We start from the raw sequence: 22,208 nt of genomic DNA on the forward strand, positions 1-22,208 counted from the left end.
TTATCCGCGCCGACGGGCCCTCGACCGAGGAGATGGATAAGCTCGTGATCGTGAACGGTGATCGTGCGGCGCACGCCGCCTCGTTCGGGCCGGCCGCCCAGACGTACGAGCGGGGCAGGCCGTCCTACCCCGCCGCGGCGCTCGACTGGCTGCTGCCCGCGGGCGACCCGCGCGTCGTCGACCTGGGCGCGGGCACCGGCAAGCTCACCCGGCAGATCCGCGACCGCGGGCTGAGGGTCACGGCCGTCGACCCGTCGGAGGGCATGCTCGCGCAGCTGCGGACGTCGGTGCCCGGCGTGACCGCCTCGCAGGGCAGCGCCGAGCACATCCCGCTGCCCGACGGCTCCGCCGACGTGGTGCTGGTGGCGCAGGCCTGGCACTGGGTCGACCCGCGGCGGGCGGCGCCCGAGGTGGCGCGGGTCCTCTCCCCCGGCGGGCGCCTCGGCCTGCTGTGGAACGTGCGCGACGAGCGGTGCGACTGGGTGCGCCGGCTCGGCGAGGTGATGGGCAACCAGGAACGGGACCGCGACACGACGGTGGGCGCGCCGTTCGGGCCGGTGCGGACCGCGCGCTTCGAGTGGACGGACGTGGTCGGGCCCGAGCGGCTCATCGACATGGTCGCGTCGCGCAGCTCCGTGATCCTGCTGCAGCCGGACGAGCGGGCGGCGCTGCTCAGCGAGGTGCGCAAGCTGATGGCCACGCACCCGGACCTGGTGGGGCGCACGGAGTTCCGGCTGCCGTACGTCACCGAGTGCGCCCGGGCGGACCTGCCGGCCTAGCCGGTGGGCAGGTCCGTGGTGATGCGCGGCGGGCGGTTCTCGTACGGGGTGGAGAGGACCACGGTCGTGCGGGTGGTGACGTTCGCGGCCGTACGGATCTCCTGCAGCAGCCGTTCCAGATCGGCCGGGCTGCCGACGCGCACCAGCAGCATGTAGAAGTCCTCCCCCGCCACCGAGTAGCACGAGTCGATCTCGGGCAGGTGCGCGAGCCGCTCGGGCGCGTCGTCGGGCTGCGACGGGTCGAACGGCCGGATCGCCACGAACGCGGTCAACGGCAGCTGGAGCGCCTCGTACGAGACCTTGGCCGTGTAGCCGGAGATGACCCCGCGCTGCTCCAGGCGGCGGACCCGCTGGTGCACGGCCGACACGCTGAGCCCGACCCGTTCGGCCAGGTCGGTGTAGGACAGGCGCCCGTCCGCGGTGAGGGCGCCCACGATCGCCCGGTCGATCTCTTCCACGCGCGTCACCCTACCCGCCGGCGCCGCCAAGATCGCCTCTCGTGGGCCCGCGGGCCACCGCCAAGATCACCTCTCGTGCGCCCGCGGGCCACCGCCAAGATCGCCTGTCGTGTGCCGGTGGGCCACCGCCTCCCCCGCCCACCCAGGGACGTGGCGCCGACGCTACCCCGAGCGCCGACGACGAGGGCGAGTTGTCCACAGGCGCGCGCCACCACGAGCGCCGACGACGAGGGCGAGTTGTCCACAGGCGCGCGCTGCCCCGCGGGCGCCTGGTGGGCTCCGTTCCTGACGGTGGGCGGGCTCCTGCTCGGGAACGCCTTGTCGCCAGGTCAGCCCTTGACCAGCGCCCGGCTGATCACCAGACGCTGGATCTGGTTGGTCCCCTCGACGATCTGCAGCAGCTTGGCCTCGCGGAACCAGCGCTCCACCGGGTGGTCGCTGACGTACCCGTACCCGCCCAGGACCTGCACCGCGTCGGTGGTGACGCGCATGGCGACGTCGGTGGCGAACAGCTTCGCCTTGGCGGCCTCGGTGGAGAACGGGCGGCCGGCGTCCTTGAGCCGGGCTGCGGACAGCAGCAGCGCGCGGGCGGCCGAGGTCTGGGTGGCCATGTCGGCCAGCATGAAGCCCACTCCCTGGAAGTCGGCGATCGGGCGGCCGAACTGCTCGCGTTCGCGCGCGTAGGCGACGGCGTAGTCGAGCGCGGCCTGCGCCAGCCCGACGGCGCACGCGGCGATGCCGAGGCGGCCCGCGTCGAGGGCCTGCATGGCGATCGTGAAGCCGTCGCCCTCGGCGCCCACCAGGCGGTCGGCGTCGATGCGGCAGTTGTCGAAGACGATCTGACTCGGGGCGGACGAGCGCAGGCCCATGAGGCGTTCGGCCTTCTGGGGCTGCAGGCCGGGGGTGCCGGCGTCGGCCAGCAGGCAGGAGATGCCGCGCGGGCCGGGTCCGCCCGTACGGCAGAAGATGTTGTAGAAGTCGGCGTCGCGGGCGTGGGTGATCCAGGCCTTGGTGCCGTCGACCACCCAGGCGTCGCCGTCGAAGGTGGCGCGCGTGGTCAGCGACGCGGCGTCGCTGCCGCCCTGGGGCTCGGAGAGGCAGTACGCGCCCAGCAGCTCGCCGCCGAGCATGTCGGGCAGCAGCTTGCGCTGCCGGTCGCTGCCGTGCGCGAAGACCGGGTAGCACGCGAGCGTGTGCACGCTGACCGCCTCGGCGATCGCCAGCCAGCTGCCGGCCAGCAGCTCGAGGACCTGCAGATAGACCTCGTACGGCTGCCCGGCGCCGCCCGCCTCCTCGGGGTACGGCAGGCCGAGCAGGCCCGCACGGCCCAGCGTGCGCAGTTTCGCCCGCGGGAACTCGCCGCGGGCCTCGAAGTCGTCGGCGGCGCCGGCCAGCTCGCGCGCGCACAGCTCGCGGGTCAGGTCGAGCAGGTCGTGGGCCTCGTCGGTGGGGAGGATCCGATCAACGGTCACAGGGTCCAGCTTAACGAACGTTAGGGCCGCGGCGCGACCGGCTGCCGTTAAGGTGTTCCGGTGACCGCTCAGCCGCTGCTCGCTGTCGACGCCCCCAGCCTGTACTTCCGCGCCTTCCACGGCATCCCCGAGAAGGCCGCGCGCACCGACGCCGGCGAGCCGGTGAACGCGATCCGCGGCTTCATGGACATGCTGGCCCAGCTGATCCGCACCCGGCGCCCGGACCGGATCGTGTGTGCGCTGGACGCGAGCTGGCGCCCGGCCTGGCGGGTGGAGCTCGTCCCGTCGTACAAGAAGCACCGCGTCGCCCACGGGGACGTCGAGGAGGTGCCGGCCGCGCTCGAGAAGCAGGTGCCGGTGCTGCTGGACGTGCTCCGGGCGGTCGGCATCCCGGCGTTCGGCGTCGAGGGGTACGAGGCCGACGACGTGCTGGGCACGCTGGCGGCCACCCAGCCCGCGCCCGTGGAGGTCGTCTCGGGCGACCGCGACCTGTTCCAGCTGGTCGACGACGCGCGCGGCACCCGGCTGCTCTACTGCGGCCGCGGCGTGGCCAAGCTCGAGGACGCCGACGACGCGCTGGTGGAGGCCAAGTACGGCGTGCCGGCCCGGTGGTACGCCGACTTCGCGGCCATGCGCGGCGACGCGAGCGACGGCCTGCCGGGCGTGCCGGGCGTCGGCGAGAAGACGGCCGCGCGGCTGGTCACCCGCTACGGCGGCGTCGAGCAGATCCTGGCGGCGCTGGACGACCCGGAGGCCGGGTTCGCGCCGGGCGTGCGCACCAAGCTGGACGGCGCCCGCGACTATCTGGCCCGGGCGCTGCCGGTGTGCAAGGTGGCGCTGGACGTGCCGCTGCCCGCCTTCGACCCCGAGCTGCCGCGCTCGCCGAAGGACCCGGACGCGCTGCTCAAGCTCGCCGAGCGCTGGAACCTCGCGAGCTCGGCCAAGCGCCTCGTCGACGCCCTCGCCGGTTAGAGGTCGAGGGCGTACGTCTGCCCGGCCACCACGCCGGCGCCGAAGCCCGCGTGCGGCTGCTCGTCCACCAGCACGAACCCGCGCGCCAGGTAGATCTTGCGCGCGGACGCCTGCACCTCGGTCGTCCACAGCCGCATCCGCCGGTATCCGGCCGCGCGGGCGAACCCCAGGCAGGCGTCCACCAGCGCGCCGCCGACGCCGTGCCCGCGCGCGTCCGGATGCACCAGCAGCACGCGCAGCACCGCCGTGCCGTCGCCGCCGTCCACGCAGAGGACGCAGCCCACCCGCTTGCCGTCCAGCTCGGCGATCCACGCCGCCTCCCGCGCCGGGTCGTGCGACGCCGCGTAGTCGGCCACGATCCGCGCGACGAGCGCCTCGAACGACGTGTCCCAGCCGCACTCCGCCGCGTACAGCTCGCCGTGGGCCTGCACCACCCAGCCGAGATCTCCCGGCCGCCCCAGATCGCGGATCACCACGTGCCACCTCCACTGAAACAGTCGTTTCAGTTGTCATACTAACCGGTGTGGCGCAGGGCAGGCGGGACGAGCTTCTGCAGAAGGCGTACGACTACGTCCGCGCCAACGGCATGTCGGAGATGTCGTTGCGCCCGCTCGCGGCGGCGGTGGGGTCGAGCCCGCGGGTGCTGCTGTTCCTGTTCGGCAGCAAGGACGGCCTGATCCGGGCGCTGCTGAGCAGGGCCCGCGCCGACGAGCTCGCAATGCTCGACGGCGAGCTGCCCGCCGGGGCCGGCGCCGCGGGCCTGGCCGTGTGGGAGTGGCTGGCCGCCCCCGCGAACGCGTCGCTGCTGCGCCTGTGGGTGGAGGCGTACGCCCGCTCGCTGGGCGCCACCGACGGGCCGTGGGCCGGGTTCGCCGCCGAGACCGTGGCCGACTGGCTCGAGGTGCTGGCCCGGGCCCAGCCCGCCGGCGAGCGCGACTCCCCCGCCGGGCTGGCCCACCGCACGGCCGTGCTCGCGGTGCTGCGCGGCGCCCTGCTCGACGTGCTCGCCACCGGGGACGTCGAGCGGACGACCGCGGCCGTCCGCCTCGCCCTGTCGAGTTGCTGAGGAACGGGGCAGGTCAGCGCCGGGCCGGTGCCGGCTCCTCCGCGGCCCGGTGCTCGGAGCGGCGCGAGGAGCGGCCGGTCAGCACGTCGGCGAGGGCGGCCGCCAGGGCCACGGCCACGAAGGCGACCGTCAGCCACAGGGCGCCCCGGAAGGCGCCGCCCCAGTCGCCCTGACCGGCGGCGAGGCGGTTGAAGAAGAACGAGCCGACGGCGGCGATGCCCATCGCCGTGCCGATGCGCTGGCCGGTCTGCAGGACAGCGCCGGCGCTGCCCGCGCGCTCGACCGGGACCTCGGCCAGCGTCAGCGTCTGGTTGGGGCTGATCACCAGGCCGCTGCCGAAGCCCGCCACGAGCAGCGGGAAGGCGGCCGCCCAGCCGCCGTTGTGGCCGGGCACCAGCTGCAGCGCGACGTCGGCGGCGGCCAGGCCCACGATCACCCCGACGAGCCCGCCGACGACCATGTGCCGGCCGAACCGCTGCACGAAACGGCCGCCGATCGCCGACGCGACCGCGGAGCCGACCGCGAACGGGGTGATCGCCAAGCCGGCGGCCAGCGCGCTGTAGCCCAGCCCGCTCTGCAGGTACAGCGTGTAGATGAAGAAGATCGTGGTGAAGCCGGCGAAGTACAGCAGGCCGATGAGCGCGCCGAGGGCGTACGAGCGGACCGTGAACAGGCCGAGCTCCACCAGCGGCGTCGCCGAGCGGGCGTAGCGGCGCTCCCACAGCACGAAGCCGGCCAGCACGACGGCGCCCGCCACGGCGATCAGCCACTTGCCGGAGCCCTGCCACTCGCGCTCCTGCACCAGCGGCAGCAGCACCAGCACCACGCCGAGGCCCAGCAGCGCCACGCCGACCGGGTCCAGGCTCTCGCGGCGCCGCTCGCCGGACGAGGAGGCGGTGGGGATCCAGCGGTAGCCCAGCCAGACGGCCACGACGCCGATCGGGATGTTGAGGTAGAAGATCCAGCGCCAGCCCTCCTCGGGGCCGATCAGCGCGATGAGCAGGCCGCCCAGCAGCGGGCCGACCGCGGTCGAGACGCCGATCGTGGCGCCGAGCAGGCCGAACGGCTTGCCGCGCTCCTTGGGCTCGAACATCTGCTGGATCAGCCCGGAGACCTGCGGGTTGACGATGCCGGCGGCGGCGCCCTGCACGAGCCGGGCGATCACCAGCCACAGCGCCGACTGGGCCAGGCCGGCCGCGGCGCTGGACACCGTGAACAGCACCAACCCCACGATGAACACGTTGCGCCGGCCGCGGGCGTCGCCGAAGCGGCCCGCGGGCACCAGCAGCAGGCCGAACGTCAGCGCGTACCCGGAGAGCACCCACTGCAGCTCCGCGGAGCTCAGCTGGAGCTGCTCGCGGATCGAGGGCAGCGCGACGTTGACGATGCTCACATCGAGCAGCGTCATGAAGCCCGCTACCAGGGCAACCGTGAGCGCTTTCCAGCGCGTGGACTGATCGGGGGTCACGGACGACCCGATTCCCCGGTCGATACCCGGGAAACGTGGATCTAGTGTGTGCCGCATGACGTCGTTCGTGGTGGTGGGGTCCGGGTGGCGGGCCGAGATGTTCTGGCGGCTGGCCGGCGGCCTGCCCGGCGTGGAGTGCCTGGGCGCGGTCGTGCGCACGCCGCGCGAACTGCCGGTGCCCACGTTCGCCTCGCTCGACGAGGTGCGGCCCGACTTCGTGGTCACCGCGGTGCCGTGGGACACGAACCCGCGCGTGATCACCGAGGCCGTCGAGCGGGGGCTGCCGGTGCTGGCCGAGACGCCGCCCGCGCCCGGCCGCGACGGGCTGGCCGAGCTGTGGGAGCGCACCGGCGGCTCCGGGCTGGTGCAGGTCGCCGAGCAGTACCTGCTGGTGCCCGCGCACGCTGCGCGGCTGGCCGCCGTACGGGACGGGGTCATCGGCACGCCCACCCAGGTGCAGGTGTCGTCGACGCACATGTACCACGCGGTGTCGCTCATCCGCGGGTTCCTCGGACTCGGCCGCGGCCCGGTGACCGTACGGGCGTCGCGCACCACCGCCCCGCTGGTCGACCCGCTGACCCGGGACGGCTGGACCGACGACCCCGAGCCGAAGCCGGCCACCACGACGATCGCGACGCTGGACTTCGGCGACGGCCTGTCCGGTCTCTACGACTTCACCGACAACCAGTGGCACAACCAGCTGCGGTTCCGCCGGATCGTGGTGCGCGGCACGCACGGGGAGCTGCGCGACGACGAGGTCGTCCGGCTCGCCGGCCCCCGCACGATCGTGCGGACGCCGCTGGTCCGCCGCCAGACCGGGTACGACCTCGACCTGGACGACTTCGACACCGACACGATCACGCTCGGCGACCGGGTGCTGTTCCGCAACCCGTTCCCCGGCCGGCGCCTCAACGACGAGGAGATCGCCATCTCCACGCTGCTGCAGCACACCGCCGCCTGGGTGCGCGGCGAGGGCCCGCCGCCCTATCCGCTGGCCGACGGCGCCCACGACCACCTGGTGGCGCTCGCGATCGAGGAATCGGCCGACACCGACCGCCCGGTGACAATATCGTCGCCTCCGTGGCGCTGAATCCGGCCAAACCCTTAGGCCGAGGCCCGGCCGCCCGATCACCAACACGACAAGACTGGAGCGGACCGGAGGGAGGCCGATGTCGACGCGAGCGGTTCGCGCCGGGTTCGGCGCGTGGATCGCGGTGCTCACCGTGGTCTACTACGCCTTTGGAGATGCGCACCTGCTCACGTGGGCCCTGATCGGCTACTCCAGCGCCGCGATGGTGCTGGCGGGCGTGCGCCTGCACCGGCCCGCCCGCCGCCTGCCGTGGTACCTGATCGCGGCCGCGCTGGTCACGTTCACGACCGGGGACAGCCTCTACAACCTGACCGTGTTCCTCGGTCACGAGCCGTCGTTCCCCGGCCCCACCGACCTGCTCTACCTGCTGGTCTACCCGCTGCTGACCGCGGGTTTCCTGCTGTTCGTGCGCGCCCGCGGCGGCGCCAGCAACCGCGCCGCCCTGCTGGACGCGCTGGTGCCCACCGTCGGCCTCGGCCTGCTCTCCTGGGTGTACTGGATCGCCCCGTTCACCCGCTCGCACGACCTCAGCCTGCTCGAGAAGACCGTGTCGATCGGCTACCCGTTCGGCGACGTGCTCGCGCTCGCGCTGACGCTGCGCATGCTCACCTCCCCCGGCCGCCGCCCCAAGGCGCTGACCGGCATCGTCGTCGCGATCGTCGGCCTGCTGGTCAGCGACATCTTCTACGGCCAGAGCCAGCTCAACGCCGCGTGGTCGCTGGGCGGCCCGGTCGACCTCGGCTGGGTGGCGTTCTACGCCGTCATGGGCTGGTCGGCGCTGCTGCCCTCGATGCGCGAGCTCACCGAGAAGCTGCCGCAGGACCGCGACGCCGAGCTGCGCACCAGCCGGGTCGTGCTGATGGCCACCGCCGCGCTGATCGCGCCGGCCGTGCTCTACGTCGAGTGGATGGACGGCCACGAGGTCGAACAGCTGCGCGGCGGCGTGGTGGACGCGCCGGTCATCGCGGGGGCCGCGGCGCTGATGTTCCTGCTCGTGCTGGGCCGGGTCAACGGGCTCGCCGTCGCGCAGCGCCAGGCCAACGCGCGGGAGCGGGCGCTGCACCAGGCCGGCGCCCAGCTGTTCGCCGCCACCACCGCCGGCGAGGCCGCGCGCGCCGTGCACGACGGGGTCGTCACGCTCATGCCCGGCGACCAGCCGTACCACCTCCAGCTCACCGGCGACGCGGGCGTGCCGCACGAGCCCGGCCTGCGCCTGATCACGGCGGCGGAGCTGCCGGCCGGGATGTCCGCCGACGGCTTCGAGCACTGCCTGTACGCCACCCTGCCGCTGCCCGGCGACGCCCGGGTGGCCGCCGGGGTGCTCGCCGGCCCCGCCGCGCTGCTGCGCGAGATGCAGCCGTCGCTGGAGGCGTTCCTCGGCCAGATCGAGGTGGTCCTGCAGCGGATCGGCCTGTCCGGCGAGGTCAACCGCCGCAACAGCGAGGCCTACTTCCGTACGCTGATCCAGAACGCGTCCGACGTGATCCTCATCGTCGACGACGAGGACACCATCACGTACGCCTCCCCGTCGGCCGACACCGTGCTGGGCCACCCCGACCTGGCCGGCACGCCGCTGTCCGCGCTGATCGCGGTCAGCCACCACACCGACCTGCACGAGACCCTCGCCGCCGTCCGCGCCGGGCGCGACCGGTCCGGCGCCGCCGACCTCACCGTGCTGTGCGGCGACGGCCGGCTGGTGCAGGCCGAGTGCACCGGCCGCGACCTGCGCCACGACCCGACCGTACGGGGCCTGGTGCTCACCGTCCGCGACGTGACCGAGCGCCGCCGCCTCGAGAGCGACCTGTCGCACCTGGCGTTCCACGACGGGCTGACCGGCCTGGCCAACCGCGTGCTGTTCCGCAACCGCCTCGAGCAGGCGTTCGCGGTCGCCGGCCGCGACGACGCCACGATCGCCGTGCTCTTCGTCGACCTCGACGACTTCAAGGAGGTCAACGACACCCTCGGGCACGCCGTCGGCGACCAGCTGCTGGTCAGCGTCGGCGAGCGGATCGCCTCGCTCATCGGGCCGGGCGACACGGCGGCGCGGATGGGCGGCGACGAGTTCGCCATCCTGCTCGAGCAGAGCCACGACGCCACCCGCGCCGAGCAGATGGCCGACCGGGTCGTCAAGGCGCTCGCCGTGCCGGTGGAGGTCTCCGACGGCATCGGCGGCACCCACATCGTCAGCGGCGCGTCCAGCGTCGGCGTCGCCACCAACCGCGACGCCGAGTCGGCCACCGAGCTGCTGCGCCACGCCGACCTGGCGCTCTACCAGGCCAAGGGCGAGGACAAGGGCACCTGGCAGCGCTACCGGCGCGAGCTGCACACCGCGATGGTGCAGCGGCTGGAGACCCGGGCCGCGCTGCGCGAGGCCGTCGACGGCGAGCAGTTCGCGGTCATGTACCAGCCGATCGTCGACCTGGGCACCGCCGAGCCGGTCGGGGTGGAGGCGCTCGTGCGCTGGCAGCACCCGGCCCGCGGGCTGCTCGGCCCGTACCACTTCATCGAGGTGGCCGAGGAGAGCGGCGCGATCGTCGAGATCGGCCGCTGGGTGCTGCGCACCGCGCTGACCGAGCTCGCCCGGCTGCGCGCCGACGCCGGCTGCACGCTGCGCTACGTCAGCGTCAACGTCTCCGCCCGCCAGTTCCGCACCCCCGGGTTCGTCGACCAGGTGCGCGCGGCGCTGGCCGACAGCGGGGCGCGCCCCGAGTGGCTGCTGCTCGAGATCACCGAGAGCCTGCTGCTGCGCGACGCCGACCAGGTGTGGGCCGATCTCGGCGAGCTGCGAGCGCTGGGCGTGCGGATCGCGATCGACGACTTCGGCACCGGATACTCGTCGCTGAGCTACCTGCGCCAGATGCCGGTCGACGTGCTCAAGGTCGACAAGTCGTTCATCGACGACGTCCTCGGCAGCGAGCAGCAGCGCGCGCTGGTCGACGCGATCGTCACGCTCGCCCGCAACCTCGACCTCGCGGTGGTCGCCGAGGGCATCGAGGACGAGGGCCAGCGCGCCGCCCTGGCATCGATGGGCTGCCCGTACGGGCAGGGCTACCTGTTCTCCAAGCCGGTGTGGCCGGACGAACTCACCGCCGGCCGGCCCGCCGGGCCGCCGCTGGCGGATCTCCCGGCAGCCTGAATTTCGGGTTATTCACTGGCGGTCATGGACGCCGTTCGGCAGGGTCGAGGGCGTGCTGGAGAATCCTGTGTGGGCCGCCCTCTCCGGGCCGCAGGCCTGCTTCGCCGAGGCGTCCGGTGACGCCGCCCGCTTCCACTCCGACGTCGGGCCCTGGTGCGCCGTCGCCGACCCCCGCGACCCCGCCGCCTGGGCCGACCTGGCCGAGCTGACCAGCTACGCCGCGCTCACCGGGCCGTCCCTGCGCCCGGCGCCGGGCTGGGAGACGGTGGCCGTCACGCCGGGCGTGCAGATGGTCGGCCACACCATGACCGGGGTGAGCGACCCCGAGACCGTACGGCTCGGCGAGACCGACGTGCCCGAGATGCTCGACCTGGTGCACCGCGCCCAGCTCGGCCCGTTCGGCAAGCGCACCGTCGAGCTGGGCAACTACCTGGGCATCCGCCACGAGGGCCGGCTGGTCGCGATGGCCGGCGAACGGTTCCGGCTGCCCGGCTGGACCGAGGTCAGCGCGGTCTGCACCGATCCCGAGTTCCGCGGGCAGGGCCTGGCGGCCCGGCTCACGATGGCCGTGGCGAACGCCATCCTGGCCCGCGGCGACCTGCCGTTCCTGCACGTCAACGCGGAGAACGCGGCGGCGATCCGGCTCTACGAGCGGCTCGGGTTCCAGGTCGACCACGAGGTGGTGTTCGCCGCCTACCGCCGGGCCTAGTCACTCGCCCAGCGCGCCGTCGGGGTCGGGCCGGGCGTGGCCGGTGTCGGCCCAGCGGTCCTGCAGGTCGCCGATCTGCTGCAGCACGTCGGCGAGGTCGCCGCGCACCTTGTCGAGGCGGTTGCGCTCGGCCGCGGGCAGACCGCCGCCGTGGTCGTGGGAGGCCAGCGTCGTCTCGGCCTCCTCGAGCTCCTCGCGGCGCTCGTGGAGGCTGTTCAGCCGGGATTCGTACTCGTCCTGGGTGATCGGTTCGGGGTGCATGAAACTGTCGTACCCGGCTGGGATGCTCCCAGTCATGAAAGCCGATCTTCTGAGATACCTGCAGCAAGGGCGCGACGCCCTGGTGTGGAAGCTCGACGGGCTGTCCGACTACGACGTGCGGCGCCCGCTCGTGCCGACCGGCACCAACCTGCTCGGGCTGGTGAAACACGTGGCGAGCATCGAGGCCGGCTACTTCGGTGAGACGTTCGGCAGACCGTTCGGAGAGCCGATGCCGTGGATGGACAACGTCGCCGAGGCCAACGCCGACATGTTCGCCGACGCCTCCGAGACCCGCGAGCAGATCCTCGACCTCTACCGGCGGGTGCGGGCGCACGCCGACGCCACCATCGAGGCGCTGCCGATCGACGCGCCCGGCCGCGTGCCGTGGTGGCCGGCGGAGAGCAACGAGGTGACGCTGCACCGGGTTCTGGTCCACGTCGCCACCGAGGTCCACCGGCACGCGGGACACGCCGACATCGTGCGGGAGCTCATCGACGGGGCGGCGGGGGCGCGCAGCGACAGCAGCAACCTGCCGGAGGGGGACCGCGAGTGGTGGGCCGCCTATCGGGAGCGGCTCGAGGAGGTGGCGCGCCTGTCGAAGAGGGACTGACGTCGGGAACGGGGCCGCCGCCGCCGGGCGGGTCCATCGCGGGCCGGGTCGGGTGCGGGCCGGGTCGGGTGCGGGCCGGGTCGGGTGCGGGCCGGGTCGGGTGCGGGCCGGGTCGGGTGCGGGCTGGGGTCGGGTGCGTGCTGGGCCGGGCCGGGCCGGGTGCGTGCTGGGCCGGGTGCGTGCTGGGCCGGGCTGGGTGCGTGCTGGCCCGGGTGCGGTCCGGGTGCGGGCTGGGCTGGGTCAGCGCGGGCCCGATCAATGCCGAGCCAGGCTGGCCGCCGGGCGGGTCGGCGCGCTTATGTGTCGGGGCGGTCGGTTGGGCGGCGGCGTCGGCGGGCTCGGCGCGGCAATTGGACGCCGCTCAGCGTGTGCAGCGCGGCGGGGCCGCGGAAGCGGCCGCGCGGAGCGGTCACCGGGCGGCGAGCAGCTGCCCCGACGGGCGTGAAACGGTCGGCGGCGGTCATGGCCGTGGACTCCGCGCGGTCAACCGCGCCGGCGGAAACTGCCGGCTCGGCGTCCGGGTGGTCGACGACGCTGTCGGTGCCGGAGGGGCGCCGGTTGGTGGCTCTGCCGATCGCGGACGAGCCGGCCGGAGCCCTGTCGGCCGCGGATGAGGCGGTCGGGGCGGTGTCGGCCGAGGACGAGCTGGTCGGCGCGCTGTCGGTGGCGGATGAGCTGGTCGGCGCCCTGTCGGTGGCGGATGAGGCGGTCGGGGCGGTGCCAGCCGCGGACGAGCTAGCCGGAGCGCTGCCGGTCGCGGATGAGGCGGTCGGGGCGCTGTCGGCCGCGGACGAGCTGGTCGGGGCGCTGTCGGTGGCGGGCAGGCCGGTCGCGGCGCTGTCGGTGGCAGACGGGGCGGTCGGGGCGCTGTCGGTGGCGGGCGGGCGAGTGGTGGCGCCGTGGGCGAGGAGGTCGATGGTGTCGTGGGTTCGGGCGGCCTCGGTCTCGGGGGTGGAGGCGGGGCGGGCGTAGGCGGTCTCGTCCACCGCGTAAGGGGCGGGCGGGGTGTCGGCGGGGCGGAAGAGGGGGAAACGCTCGGCTGCGGCGGCGGCGCGGTCGTGGCCGGCCAGGACGAGGGCGGCGCCGAGGTTGGCGAGGGCGAACGGGAGGGCGATCAGCACGAGGCTGGGAGAGGTGCGGATCGACGTGACGGCCAGGACGGCGGCGGCCACGGCGGTGCCGAGGGCGGCGGTGGTGCCGGCGCGGCGTACCGAGAAGGCGCCGTAACCGCACAGGCGCAGGACGGCGGCGGCGCACGCCACGGCGAGCAGCACGGCGACGAGCCAGGCGACGGCGTACGGCCAGAGGCGGTGCCAGGTGCCGTTCTCGTCGCCGAAGACGAACATCAGGAACGGCACGCCGATCACGGCGATGACCAGCAGCAGGACGGCGTCGACGGTCAGCACGATGGCGGCCGCCGCGATCGCGTCGATGCGGTGGCCCCGCGCGGGCTCCCCGGCTTCCAGATCGACCATCGTCGCGCCGCCTCCCCTGGTTCGCCGCCGCGGACGGATCTTCGACGCAGCACCGTAACGCATCGAGGCCCGTGCGGCGAGGCGGGTGATCACGAAGGGGGCGGCCGTGCCAGGCTGGGCGGCATGACTGAGCTCCGCGACCGCTTCCGGCAGCTGCACGCGTCGGGCACCTTCGTGATGCCGAACCCGTGGGACGCGGGCTCGGCCCGGCTGCTCGAACGGCTGGGCTTCCCGGCGCTGGCGACCACGTCGTCGGGGCTCGCGGCGAGCCTGGGCAGGCTGGACCAGCAGGTGACCCGGGACGAGCTGGTCGCGCACGTGGCGGCGCTGACCGCGGTGCTGACCGTGCCGCTCAACGTGGACGCGGAGCGGTGCTTCGACGACGCCGCCGAGACCGTGGACCTGCTGGCGGAGGCGGGCGCGTCGGGCATCTCGATCGAGGACTACGACCCCGCCGCGGGCAGCGTGGAGACGCCGGAGGCGGGCGCCGAACGGGTGGCGGCCGCGGCGCAGGCGTGCCGGCGGCACGGCGTGGTGCTGACGGCCCGCGCCGAGAACCATCTGTACGGCCGCGACGACCTGGACGACACGATCGCGCGGCTGCGCGCCTACCGGGCGGCGGGCGCCGACGTCGTTTACGCGCCGGGGCTGCGCGAGCCCGCGGACATCGCGCGCGTCGTCCGGGAGGTGCCGGCGCCGGTCAACGTGCTCGCCGTCGAGGGGGCTCCGCCCGTACGGGAGCTGGAAGGTCTCGGCGTGCGGCGGGTGTCGACCGGAGGCGCGCTCGCCTGGGCGGCGTACGGCGCCCTGCGGGACGCCGCCCGTGAGCTGCTCACGAGCGGCACCACGACGTTCCGGGCCCGGTCGCTCACCGGCGACGAGATCGGCGCGGCGTTCGGGTCGTCCGGCGGCTAGCTCGCGCCGGCGGTGACGGCACCCCGGCCGGGTTCCGGCTCGCGCGCTGCCTGAGCTGGGGAAACGCTGTGCAGCCGTTCCCCGCGGCCGGCGTGGCGCCGGTCGGCACGGCGCCGCCCGGGATGGTGCCGCTCAGCGAGACCGGTCGGCCTGATCTGCAGGACGACGACCGAGGACAACACCAGCACACCGCCGGCGAGCTGCACGGGGCTCAGCATCTCGCCGAGCGTCAGCGCGGCCAGCGCGGTGGTGACGACGGGCTCGAAGGTCGACAGGATCGAGGCGGTCGACGGGCCGGTCCGGCGCAGACCGGCGAAGAACGCCAGCATCGCCAGGACGGTGGAGACGACGGCCATGCAGGCGAGCCACAACCAGCCCACCGGCTCGAAGCCGAGATCGACACCACCGGTGGCCAGGGCCCGGACGCCGAGCGCGGCGGCGGCGCCGGTCATCACCAGGGCGGCCAGCGGCACGGGTTGCATCCGGTGGACGACGGTGTCCGAGACGAGGATGTAGACGGTGTAGGTGACGGCGGAGCCGAAGGCCAGCACGGCCGCCACCGGGTGCAAGCTCATGGCACCCGCGCCGAGCAGGACCAGCAGCGTCCCGCACGAGGCGACGACCAGGGCGGCGGCACGCGCCGGAGTGAGCCGGTCCCGGCCCAGCGCCACCGCGGCCAGCGTGACCAGGACCGGGTAGGTGTAGAGGATCAGGGACAGCAGCGACGCGTCCATCCGCTCGAGGGCGGAGAAGTACAGACCCGCCTGCAACGCGTACCCGACCGCACCCAGGCCCAGGCCGACGCCGTACACGCGGAAACGACCGGCGGCCCGGCCGGCCGGGGCCGGTCGCCGGCGCAGCTCCGGCCGCACCAGCAGGATCAGCGCCAGCAGCACGGCCGCCAGACCGAAACGGATCAGCAGCAACGCGCTCGGCGAGACACCCGCCTGGTAGGCGAGTTTGCCGAAGACCGCCATGGCGCCGAAGAAGGCAGCAGAGGCAAGACACAATGCGGGGCCCATGACGACCAGCATCGGCGACGGGATCGACCGGGTCCAGCGATGATTCGTGGAGCTGATTCGTTAGGATTTCCGCATGGTCGCGCTGGACCTCCGCCGTCTCCGCTTCCTTCGCGAGCTCGAGGAGCGGGGCACCCTGGCGGCGGTCGCGACGGCCCTGGGTTACAGCCCTTCGACGGTCTCCCAGCAGCTCAACCTGTTGGAGAAGGACGTCGGCGCGGCCCTGCTCGAGAAGGCCGGTCGAGGAGTGCGGCTCACCGACGCCGGTCGTCTCCTGGCCGGGCATGCCCGCGTTCTGCTCGCGGCGGCCGAGACGGCGGAGGCGGACCTGGCCTCGCTGACGGAGGACGTGCGCGGGACCGTCCGGGCCGGCGGACTGCAGTCGGCCGCCCGGCGCCTGCTGGTGCCGGCCGTGGCGCGGCTCAGGGTCGAGCATCCGCAGATTCGCACGGAGGTCTTCGAGCTCGAGCTCGAGCAGGCGCTGCCCGGGCTGGGGCTCGGAGCGGTCGACCTGGTGATCGGTGACGAGTACGACGGCCATCCCCGCCCCCGGCCGCCCGGGCTGCGCTTCATCGACCTGTACGAGGAGCCGATGCGGCTGGTCCTCCCGGCGGCTCACCCGCTGGCCTTGGCCGGTGGCCCGGTCCGGGTGGCGGACCTGCGGCCGGACATCTGGGTGGCGTCGGCCGAGGGCACCGGCCATCACGCCATGGTGGTCGGGATCTGCCGGTTGCTCGGCGGGTACGAGCCGGATCTGCGGCACCGGTCCAACGATGCCGACGTGCACTTCGAGCTCGTCCGCGCCGGCGCCGCCGTGGCGCTGATGCCCCCGCTGACCCTGCCCGTCGACGATCCCGCGCTGGCAGTGCGGGACGTCGCCGAGATCGCGCTGCACCGCCGCCTGGTCGTCGCCGTCCGGCGGACCCCGCCGGCTCCGGCGCTGACGACCTTCCTGGCGGCGGTGACCGACCAGGCCCGGCACCTCGCCGCGGCCCATCCCGGATCGACCACGCGCCCGGGCGCCCGCCCGCGCCGGACGCGAAACTAGGATCAACGAATGGCCGTTCCGCAGAACCACGAAGAGGCGATCACCGCCGCCCGCCGGCTTGCCGAAGTCCTTGAACCGGGCGCGATCCGGCGGGACCGCGACGGCGCCACCGTCGTCCCGGTCGAGGCGGTCGCCGCCCTCGACGCCTCCGGTCTGCTCGGCATCACCGTGCCTCGCAGCGAGGGTGGCCCCGGGCTCGGCATGGGGACGCTCGCCGAGGCGATCCGGATCATCGCCGCGGCCGACCCGGCCATCGCCCAGGTCCCGCAGGGTCACTTCCTGATCGTCGACGTGCTCGCCGTGCACGGTACGGCGGAGACCCGCAAGCGGATCTTCGGTGAGGTGCTGGCCGGACGCCGGATCGGCAACGCGCTCGCAGAGCGCGGTGGCAAACACGCCCAGGACCTGAGGACCGCCATCAGCGACGGCCGGCTTGACGGCGTGAAGTACTACACGACCGGGGCCCTGACCAGCGCCTGGATCGCCGTGAGCGCGCTCGACGAGAACGGCCGTCTCGTGCTCGCGATCGTCCCGCGGGACGCCGAGGGCGTGTCGGTCGACTCGGACTGGGACACGGTCGGACAGCGCGCGACCATCAGCGGCACGGCGACGTTCCGCTCGGTGCCGGTCGAGCCCGGGATGCGCATCGACTACGCGCACGCCTATGAGGTGCCGCAGCAGCTCGGCGCCCGGGCCCAGCTGGTGCACACCGCCATCGAGGTGGGCATCGCCGGCGCCGCGCAGCGTGACGCCCGCTGGTATCTGCGGGACAAGGCCCGCCCGTCGACCGAGGCGATCCGGCACGGGGCGGCCGCCGCCGTCGACGACCCGCACGTCCGGTACCGCTACGGACGCCTCGCCAGCCGGGTCCGCGCCGCCGAGGCGCTGCTGGAGTCGGCCGCCCGCACCCTCGACGGCATCGGGCTGGTTCCCGCGGACGCGGAGGCCGCCGCCCGCGGCTCGCTGGCCGTTGCGGCGGCGAAGGCCTTCGCGAGCGAGATCGCCGTGGAGGCCGGCTCGGAGCTGTTCGCCCTGTGCGGCACGAGCTCGGCCGCGGCCAAGTACGACCTCGACCGGCACTGGCGCAACGCGCGTACGCACAGCGTCCACGATCCGGTGGACTGGAAGTACGCCCACATCGCCGCGTACGACCTCGCCGATCAGCTTCCGCCGAACCACGGCCAGCTCTGACCGACGGGTGCGGCAGGGTCAGCGCTGATCTGCCAGCAGGGCGAGGGTGCGCTCGTCGGGACCGTCGTACAGGTGGTCGAGCACCTGCCGGAAGGGGGCCGGATCGTCGGCCGCCGCGGCGAACAGGGTCATCGACGAACGCAGCTTGAGGTCGTCGGGGTGGCCGAAGATGTCGCTCGCCGACCTGCTCGTCCCGGCCAGCAGGGCCGCGAGCTCGAGCAGGCGCGGGCCGAGCACCGGGTGCGCGAGGTACGCGCGGGCCTCGGCGAGATCGCGGATCGCGTAGTGCCGCGCGGTGGGGCTGGAGCCCAGCCCGGCCAGTTGCGGGAAGACGAACCACATCCAGTGCGTGCGCTTGCGGCCCGCCTCGAGCTCGGCCTTCGCGTCCGCGTACACCCGCTCCTGGGCCTGCACGAAGCGGTCGAGGCTCATCGCTCGCGGCTCCGGCGGGTCTCGCGGTCGTTCGCCTTCTGGATCGCTTCGACGAGCTCGGGCTTGGTCATCCGCGTACGGCCGCTGATGTCGAGCCGCTTGGCGACCTCGAGCAGGTGCTTCTTGGTGGCGTTCGCGTCGACGCCGCCCGCGGTCGGCGCGCTGGTGTCCCGGCCGCCGGCCGCCTTCGCGTCGCTGGGGCCCTTCTCCTGTTTCGGCTCCCAGTGATCGCCGACCTTCTCGAACGAGTGCTTGACGGCGGAGAACGCGGTGCGGTGCGCGCGCTCCCCCTCGCCGTACTGCTCGACGGCCGAGTCGTGGGTCTCCGCCCACGTGTCCTGAGCCTTCTTCGGCGAGCGCTTGAGCGTCGACGGCAACTCCTCGCGTCCTGGCATGCATGGCTCCTTCCCGCCGGACGCGCCGGTGAAACTGGGCAAAAAGGGACTGATACCGGCGGAAACGCCCGACAATGTCCTCATGTCGGACGCCGAGTTCCTCGCGTACGCCGGGTCGCTGGCGCTCGGTGGCCTGCTGTTCCTCATCCTCGCCGTGCTCGGGCTCGGGCAGGGCGTCGTGCTGCGGGTGCTCGACGTGCTGATCGGGCTCGCGTTCCTCGGCTACGCGGGCTATCTCATGGTGGTCGCGCCCGAGTCGCCGTTCGTGTCGTGGTTCGTCTTCATCACCCCGGCGGCCGGCCTCGTCGTGGCGGTCACCGCCCGCCGGCGCGCCCGGCGCAGGCTCAAGCGCCTCGAGGAGGACCTCACCCCGCAGCCGTACGCCCGGCACGACGCCACCGGGCACGCCGAGCGGCAGCCGTTCCCGTCGCCGCCGCCCCCGCTCGAACCCGGCCAGCCCGCCCCGGAGCGCGCCTCCCGCAAGCGTTCCAACCGGATGCCGTCGGGTCTGCCCACCGCTCCCCCGGCGTCCGGGCTGGGCGACCAGCCGCTGACGGCACAGCCGCGGCCGGCGCGCCCGTCGGGGCTGCCGCAGCTGCACGCCGAGCCGGGATACCGCGGGCGGCACGAGGCGGCCGACGACGAGACGGCCGAGCACGACTACACCGGCGGGCGGCACCGCGCCGACGCCGGCCCTGATTAGATACGCCCATGGACTACCGCCGGATCTACCGCTCGGCCGCCGTCACGTTCGTCGACCTCGTCTCGCGGATCCCCGGCGACCGTCTCGACGAGCTGCGCCCGCTCGTCGGCCGGACGGTGAGCTCCGCGCTGCAGCAGGTCCCGCGGGTGCTGGCCGCCGCGGGCGGACCCGTGAACGTCTCGGCCCCCGAGGGCTACTTCGTGTTCCTGCGCGACGTGCCCGAGGCGGTGTACGCCGTGGTGACCGACGCGGGCTTCGACGGCGCGCTGGACACGGTCGGCGAGCTGGCCGCCCGCGCCACCCAGGCGCTGGCCGCGGCCGGCGACGACGACGTGGTCGCCACGCCGGTGGGCGGGATGCGGGTGCGCGACTGGCTGCCGACCCGCACGTTCGAGCTGGTGGTGCACGGCACGGCCGTGGCCGCCGCGGCGGACGTGCCCGCCGGGTTCGACGCCGCGGCGGTGTCCGAGGCGGCGGTGCTGGCGACACGGATCGCGGTGGCCCTGGGCGAGGGCGAGGCCGTGCTGAGCGCGCTGACCGGCCGCTCGCCGCTGCCCGGGAAGTTCTCGGTGCTCTCGACCTGAGAATTCCGGCGGCGTTCTCACCGATTTGCAACCGGTTCGCACTTCGCCGCCGCACCGCCCGGCCGAACAGGGGGGCATGACCGACACGATGATTGTCGAGCTGGGCCTCGGGGCCATGACGATCGCCGCCAAGCTGTGCGCGCCGGTCCTGCTCACGGCGCTCGCGGTGGGCTTCGCGATCTCGCTGTTCCAGTCCGTGACCCAGATCCAGGAGGCGACGCTGTCGTTCGTGCCCAAGGCCGCGGCCGTCTGCGCGGCGCTGCTGTTCTCGGGCAACTGGATGCTCCACGAGATGATCACGTACACCACGCAGCTGTTCGGCCGGATCCCCGAGCTGATCGCCGCCTGACCGCGGGCCCTATGCTGACGCGGTGATCAACGCGCGGCGGGCCACGACCGACGACGCCACCGAGCTCGTCCGGCTGCGGGGCGTGCTGCTCGGGGTCGCCGACGGCTCCGACGAGGGCGGCTGGCGCGAGGCCTCCCGGCAGATCCTGCTGCGGCGCCTCGGCTCGCCGGCGCCCACGATGGCCGGGTTCGTCGTCGACCAGCCCGGCGGCGCGGGGCGGCTCGCCGCCTGCGCGGTCGGCATCCTCGACGAGCGCCTCGGCAAGCCCAGCAACCCGGGCGGCCTGGTCGGTTACATGCTCAACGTCGCCACCGACCCCGCCCACCGGCGGCGGGGGTACGCCCGGGCGTGCACCGCGGCGCTGCTGGAGTGGTTCCGCTCGCAGGGCGCGGGCTCGGTCGACCTGCGCGCCACCCCGGACGCCGAGGCGCTGTACGCGTCGCAGGGCTTCGAGCGGACGGCCGACCCGTCCATGCGGCTGCACCTGATCATAGAGTGACCCTGTGACACTCGAGGAGCAGCGCGCGCACATCCTGTCGGGCGCGATGTACGACGACCTCACCGACGAGCTGCTGCAGGCGCGCCAGCGGGCGGTGCTGCTGACCGGCGAGTACAACGCGAGCTTCGGGCAACCCCAGGCCGTACGGGAGGAGATCCTGCGGCGGCTGCTACACCGGGTCGGCGAGGGATGCCACTTCGAGCCGACGTTGCGGTGCGAGTTCGGCTTCAACGTCAGCGTCGGCGACCGGTTCTACGCGAACTTCGACTGCGTGCTGCTCGACGGCGGCGGCATCACGATCGGCGACGACGTGCTGTTCGGGCCGCGGGTCGGCATCTACACGAGCAACCACGCCATCGACGCCGCCGAGCGCGCGGCGGGCGCCTGCTACGCCAAGCCGGTGACGATCGGCAACCGGGTCTGGGTGGGCGGCGACGTCACGATCAACCAGGGTGTGACGGTCGGCGACGAGTCGATCATCGGATCGGGCAGCGTGGTGACCCGTCCGGTGCCGGCGGGGGTGATCGCGGCCGGAAATCCGGCGCGGGTCCTCCGTACGATCACCGAGGCGGACCGGACCGGATACGGGAGGCGCACGTCGTGACACGGATCGGTGTGATGCTGCCGCGGGACCTGCCCGCCGGCCAGGTGCTGGACTACGCCCGGCGCGCCGACGAGCTCGGGTTCGACGAGCTGTGGGTGGTCGAGGACCTCGGCTTCCGCGGCGGCGTGGCCCAGGCCGGCGCGGTGCTCGCCGCGACCTCGCGCATCGTCGTCGGCATCGGCATCCTGCCCGCGGGGGCGCGCAACGCCGCCTTCGCCGCGATGGAGCTCGCCACGCTGGCCCAGCTGTTCCCCGGCCGGTTGATCGCCGGGATCGGCCACGGCATGCCCCCCTGGATGCGGGAGGTCGGCGCTTGGCCCGCGAGCCCGCTGACGCTGCTCGAGGAGTACACGGTCGCCGTGCGGACGCTGCTGCGCGGCTCGCCGGGCCCGGCCGCGGGCCGCTACGTGAACGTCGAGGGCGTGGTGATCGGCGAGGTCCCTGCGCAGGCGCCGCCGGTGGTGCTGGGCGTGCGCGGCCCGAAGTCGATCGCCCTGGCCGGGCGGGTCTCCGACGGCGTGCTGCTCGCCGAGCCCGCCGCGCCGCCCTACGTCGAGGCCTCGCTGGGCCACCTCGGCGCGCCCGCGCAGGTCATCACGTACGACGCCGCAGTGGTCGGCGACGATGGCGCGGCCGCCCGGGATCTGGTGCGGCCCGGCCTGGCCTGGATCGGCGAGCCCGACTGGGCGCCGCACCTGGCGCCGCTGCCGTTCGCGGACGACCTGGCCGCGCACCGCCGGGCCTCGGCCGGCCCGGACGAGTTCGCCGCCACGATGCCCGACGCGTGGGTGCGTGAGCTGGCCCTGGCGGGGACGCCCGACGAGGTGCGCGCCCGGATCGCGGCCCGGCACGCCGCCGGCGCCACCAGCGTGGTCCTGATCCCCGCCGAGCCGGACCGTCTGGACGCGCTGACCCGGCTGGCGCAGGTCCTGCCCCGCTGACGCGGCGCTGCTCCGCGCGGCGGGCGCCTCCG

At 74.1% G+C, this 22,208-nt stretch carries 25 protein-coding genes; 16 read left to right on the plus strand and 9 right to left on the minus strand.

The features are described 5' to 3' along the window. Positions 1 to 50 precede the first annotated feature (50 nt). Positions 51 to 779 carry a class I SAM-dependent methyltransferase gene (locus ACSNN8_RS21050; protein WP_436650989.1) on the plus strand — a complete coding sequence of 243 codons (729 nt, stop codon included), beginning with the start codon at positions 51 to 53 and terminating at the stop codon, positions 777 to 779. On the opposite strand, the gene ACSNN8_RS21055 is transcribed toward ACSNN8_RS21050, so the two are convergent. Together ACSNN8_RS21055 and ACSNN8_RS21060 are read right to left on the minus strand one after the other, a co-directional pair. Continuing rightward, positions 776 to 1,237, minus strand: coding sequence for an Lrp/AsnC family transcriptional regulator (locus ACSNN8_RS21055; RefSeq protein ID WP_436650990.1), 462 nt, complete (start codon positions 1,235 to 1,237; stop codon positions 776 to 778). The genes ACSNN8_RS21050 and ACSNN8_RS21055 overlap by 4 nt on opposite strands. A 329-nt stretch (positions 1,238 to 1,566) precedes the next feature. Then, positions 1,567 to 2,709 carry an acyl-CoA dehydrogenase family protein gene (locus tag ACSNN8_RS21060; RefSeq protein WP_436650991.1) on the minus strand — a complete coding sequence of 381 codons (1,143 nt, stop codon included), beginning with the start codon at positions 2,707 to 2,709 and terminating at the stop codon, positions 1,567 to 1,569. 60 nt (positions 2,710 to 2,769) lie between these two features. On the opposite strand from ACSNN8_RS21060, the gene ACSNN8_RS21065 reads away from it, so the two are divergent. Then, positions 2,770 to 3,681 carry a 5'-3' exonuclease gene (locus tag ACSNN8_RS21065; protein WP_436650992.1) on the plus strand — a complete coding sequence of 304 codons (912 nt, stop codon included), beginning with the start codon at positions 2,770 to 2,772 and terminating at the stop codon, positions 3,679 to 3,681. On the opposite strand, the gene ACSNN8_RS21070 is transcribed toward ACSNN8_RS21065, so the two are convergent. Beyond that, on the minus strand, positions 3,678 to 4,154 hold the full coding sequence (locus ACSNN8_RS21070; RefSeq protein WP_436650993.1) for a GNAT family N-acetyltransferase: 477 nt from the start codon (positions 4,152 to 4,154) through the stop codon (positions 3,678 to 3,680). The genes ACSNN8_RS21065 and ACSNN8_RS21070 overlap by 4 nt on opposite strands. Positions 4,155 to 4,204: 50 nt before the next feature. Between ACSNN8_RS21070 and ACSNN8_RS21075 the strand changes: the two genes are divergently transcribed. After that, the gene (locus ACSNN8_RS21075) at positions 4,205 to 4,747 is read left to right on the plus strand and encodes a TetR/AcrR family transcriptional regulator (RefSeq protein ID WP_436650994.1); all 543 of its coding nucleotides are present in this window, start codon (positions 4,205 to 4,207) and stop codon (positions 4,745 to 4,747) included. Positions 4,748 to 4,760: 13 nt separating this feature from the next. Here the strand turns inward: ACSNN8_RS21075 and ACSNN8_RS21080 are convergent, their stop codons facing one another. Beyond that, positions 4,761 to 6,239 (minus strand): MFS transporter, encoded by a 1,479-nt coding sequence (locus ACSNN8_RS21080; protein WP_436651095.1) that lies wholly within the window; start codon positions 6,237 to 6,239, stop codon positions 4,761 to 4,763. Between the two features lie 31 nt (positions 6,240 to 6,270). Between ACSNN8_RS21080 and ACSNN8_RS21085 the strand changes: the two genes are divergently transcribed. The 3 genes from ACSNN8_RS21085 to ACSNN8_RS21095 all read left to right on the plus strand — a co-directional run bounded on the left by ACSNN8_RS21085 (position 6,271) and on the right by ACSNN8_RS21095 (position 11,150). Further along, positions 6,271 to 7,305: a Gfo/Idh/MocA family protein gene (locus ACSNN8_RS21085; protein WP_436650995.1), complete on the plus strand. Its 1,035-nt coding sequence runs from the start codon at positions 6,271 to 6,273 to the stop codon at positions 7,303 to 7,305. A 79-nt stretch (positions 7,306 to 7,384) separates the two neighbouring features. Next, on the plus strand, positions 7,385 to 10,441 hold the full coding sequence (locus ACSNN8_RS21090; RefSeq protein WP_436650996.1) for a putative bifunctional diguanylate cyclase/phosphodiesterase: 3,057 nt from the start codon (positions 7,385 to 7,387) through the stop codon (positions 10,439 to 10,441). Positions 10,442 to 10,493: 52 nt separating this feature from the next. Then, a complete protein-coding gene (locus ACSNN8_RS21095) occupies positions 10,494 to 11,150 on the plus strand; it encodes a GNAT family N-acetyltransferase (protein WP_436650997.1) in 657 nt (218 codons plus the stop codon). Here ACSNN8_RS21095 and ACSNN8_RS21100 read toward each other — a convergent pair whose 3' ends face one another. Continuing rightward, positions 11,151 to 11,411 (minus strand): hypothetical protein, encoded by a 261-nt coding sequence (locus ACSNN8_RS21100; protein WP_436650998.1) that lies wholly within the window; start codon positions 11,409 to 11,411, stop codon positions 11,151 to 11,153. A gap of 34 nt (positions 11,412 to 11,445) precedes the next feature. On the opposite strand from ACSNN8_RS21100, the gene ACSNN8_RS21105 reads away from it, so the two are divergent. Then, positions 11,446 to 12,021 carry a DinB family protein gene (locus tag ACSNN8_RS21105; RefSeq protein ID WP_436650999.1) on the plus strand — a complete coding sequence of 192 codons (576 nt, stop codon included), beginning with the start codon at positions 11,446 to 11,448 and terminating at the stop codon, positions 12,019 to 12,021. A gap of 296 nt (positions 12,022 to 12,317) precedes the next feature. Here ACSNN8_RS21105 and ACSNN8_RS21110 read toward each other — a convergent pair whose 3' ends face one another. Continuing rightward, the gene (locus ACSNN8_RS21110; protein WP_436651000.1) at positions 12,318 to 13,496 is read right to left on the minus strand and encodes a hypothetical protein; all 1,179 of its coding nucleotides are present in this window, start codon (positions 13,494 to 13,496) and stop codon (positions 12,318 to 12,320) included. A 123-nt stretch (positions 13,497 to 13,619) separates the two neighbouring features. Between ACSNN8_RS21110 and ACSNN8_RS21115 the strand changes: the two genes are divergently transcribed. After that, positions 13,620 to 14,411, plus strand: coding sequence for an isocitrate lyase/PEP mutase family protein (locus tag ACSNN8_RS21115; RefSeq protein ID WP_436651001.1), 792 nt, complete (start codon positions 13,620 to 13,622; stop codon positions 14,409 to 14,411). On the opposite strand, the gene ACSNN8_RS21120 is transcribed toward ACSNN8_RS21115, so the two are convergent. Further along, positions 14,408 to 15,433 (minus strand): DMT family transporter, encoded by a 1,026-nt coding sequence (locus tag ACSNN8_RS21120; protein WP_436651002.1) that lies wholly within the window; start codon positions 15,431 to 15,433, stop codon positions 14,408 to 14,410. The genes ACSNN8_RS21115 and ACSNN8_RS21120 overlap by 4 nt on opposite strands. Positions 15,434 to 15,506: 73 nt before the next feature. Between ACSNN8_RS21120 and ACSNN8_RS21125 the strand changes: the two genes are divergently transcribed. Next, positions 15,507 to 16,478: a LysR family transcriptional regulator gene (locus tag ACSNN8_RS21125; RefSeq protein ID WP_436651003.1), complete on the plus strand. Its 972-nt coding sequence runs from the start codon at positions 15,507 to 15,509 to the stop codon at positions 16,476 to 16,478. Positions 16,479 to 16,487: 9 nt separating this feature from the next. Continuing rightward, positions 16,488 to 17,669, plus strand: coding sequence for an acyl-CoA dehydrogenase family protein (locus ACSNN8_RS21130; RefSeq protein WP_436651004.1), 1,182 nt, complete (start codon positions 16,488 to 16,490; stop codon positions 17,667 to 17,669). An 18-nt stretch (positions 17,670 to 17,687) separates the two neighbouring features. Here the strand turns inward: ACSNN8_RS21130 and ACSNN8_RS21135 are convergent, their stop codons facing one another. After that, the gene (locus tag ACSNN8_RS21135) at positions 17,688 to 18,101 is read right to left on the minus strand and encodes a DUF1810 domain-containing protein (protein WP_436651005.1); all 414 of its coding nucleotides are present in this window, start codon (positions 18,099 to 18,101) and stop codon (positions 17,688 to 17,690) included. After that, on the minus strand, positions 18,098 to 18,496 hold the full coding sequence (locus tag ACSNN8_RS21140) for a ChaB family protein (RefSeq protein WP_436651006.1): 399 nt from the start codon (positions 18,494 to 18,496) through the stop codon (positions 18,098 to 18,100). The genes ACSNN8_RS21135 and ACSNN8_RS21140 overlap by 4 nt, the downstream gene beginning before the upstream one ends. Positions 18,497 to 18,578: 82 nt before the next feature. On the opposite strand from ACSNN8_RS21140, the gene ACSNN8_RS21145 reads away from it, so the two are divergent. The 6 genes from ACSNN8_RS21145 to ACSNN8_RS21170 all read left to right on the plus strand — a co-directional run bounded on the left by ACSNN8_RS21145 (position 18,579) and on the right by ACSNN8_RS21170 (position 22,176). After that, positions 18,579 to 19,199, plus strand: coding sequence for a hypothetical protein (locus ACSNN8_RS21145; RefSeq protein ID WP_436651007.1), 621 nt, complete (start codon positions 18,579 to 18,581; stop codon positions 19,197 to 19,199). Positions 19,200 to 19,207: 8 nt separating this feature from the next. Beyond that, a complete protein-coding gene (locus ACSNN8_RS21150; RefSeq protein ID WP_436651008.1) occupies positions 19,208 to 19,783 on the plus strand; it encodes a maleylpyruvate isomerase N-terminal domain-containing protein in 576 nt (191 codons plus the stop codon). Between the two features lie 76 nt (positions 19,784 to 19,859). Further along, positions 19,860 to 20,132 (plus strand): flagellar biosynthesis protein FliQ, encoded by a 273-nt coding sequence (gene fliQ / locus ACSNN8_RS21155; RefSeq protein WP_436651009.1) that lies wholly within the window; start codon positions 19,860 to 19,862, stop codon positions 20,130 to 20,132. Between the two features lie 22 nt (positions 20,133 to 20,154). After that, the gene (locus tag ACSNN8_RS21160) at positions 20,155 to 20,631 is read left to right on the plus strand and encodes a GNAT family N-acetyltransferase (protein WP_436651010.1); all 477 of its coding nucleotides are present in this window, start codon (positions 20,155 to 20,157) and stop codon (positions 20,629 to 20,631) included. A 4-nt stretch (positions 20,632 to 20,635) separates the two neighbouring features. After that, a complete protein-coding gene (locus ACSNN8_RS21165; protein ID WP_436651011.1) occupies positions 20,636 to 21,235 on the plus strand; it encodes a sugar O-acetyltransferase in 600 nt (199 codons plus the stop codon). Next, the gene (locus ACSNN8_RS21170) at positions 21,232 to 22,176 is read left to right on the plus strand and encodes an LLM class flavin-dependent oxidoreductase (RefSeq protein ID WP_436651012.1); all 945 of its coding nucleotides are present in this window, start codon (positions 21,232 to 21,234) and stop codon (positions 22,174 to 22,176) included. Before ACSNN8_RS21165 ends, ACSNN8_RS21170 begins: the two co-directional genes overlap by 4 nt. Positions 22,177 to 22,208: the final 32 nt, after the last annotated feature.

The sequence above is a fragment of the Actinoplanes sp. URMC 104 genome (genome assembly GCF_051386375.1).
GTDB lineage: Bacteria > Actinomycetota > Actinomycetes > Mycobacteriales > Micromonosporaceae > Actinoplanes.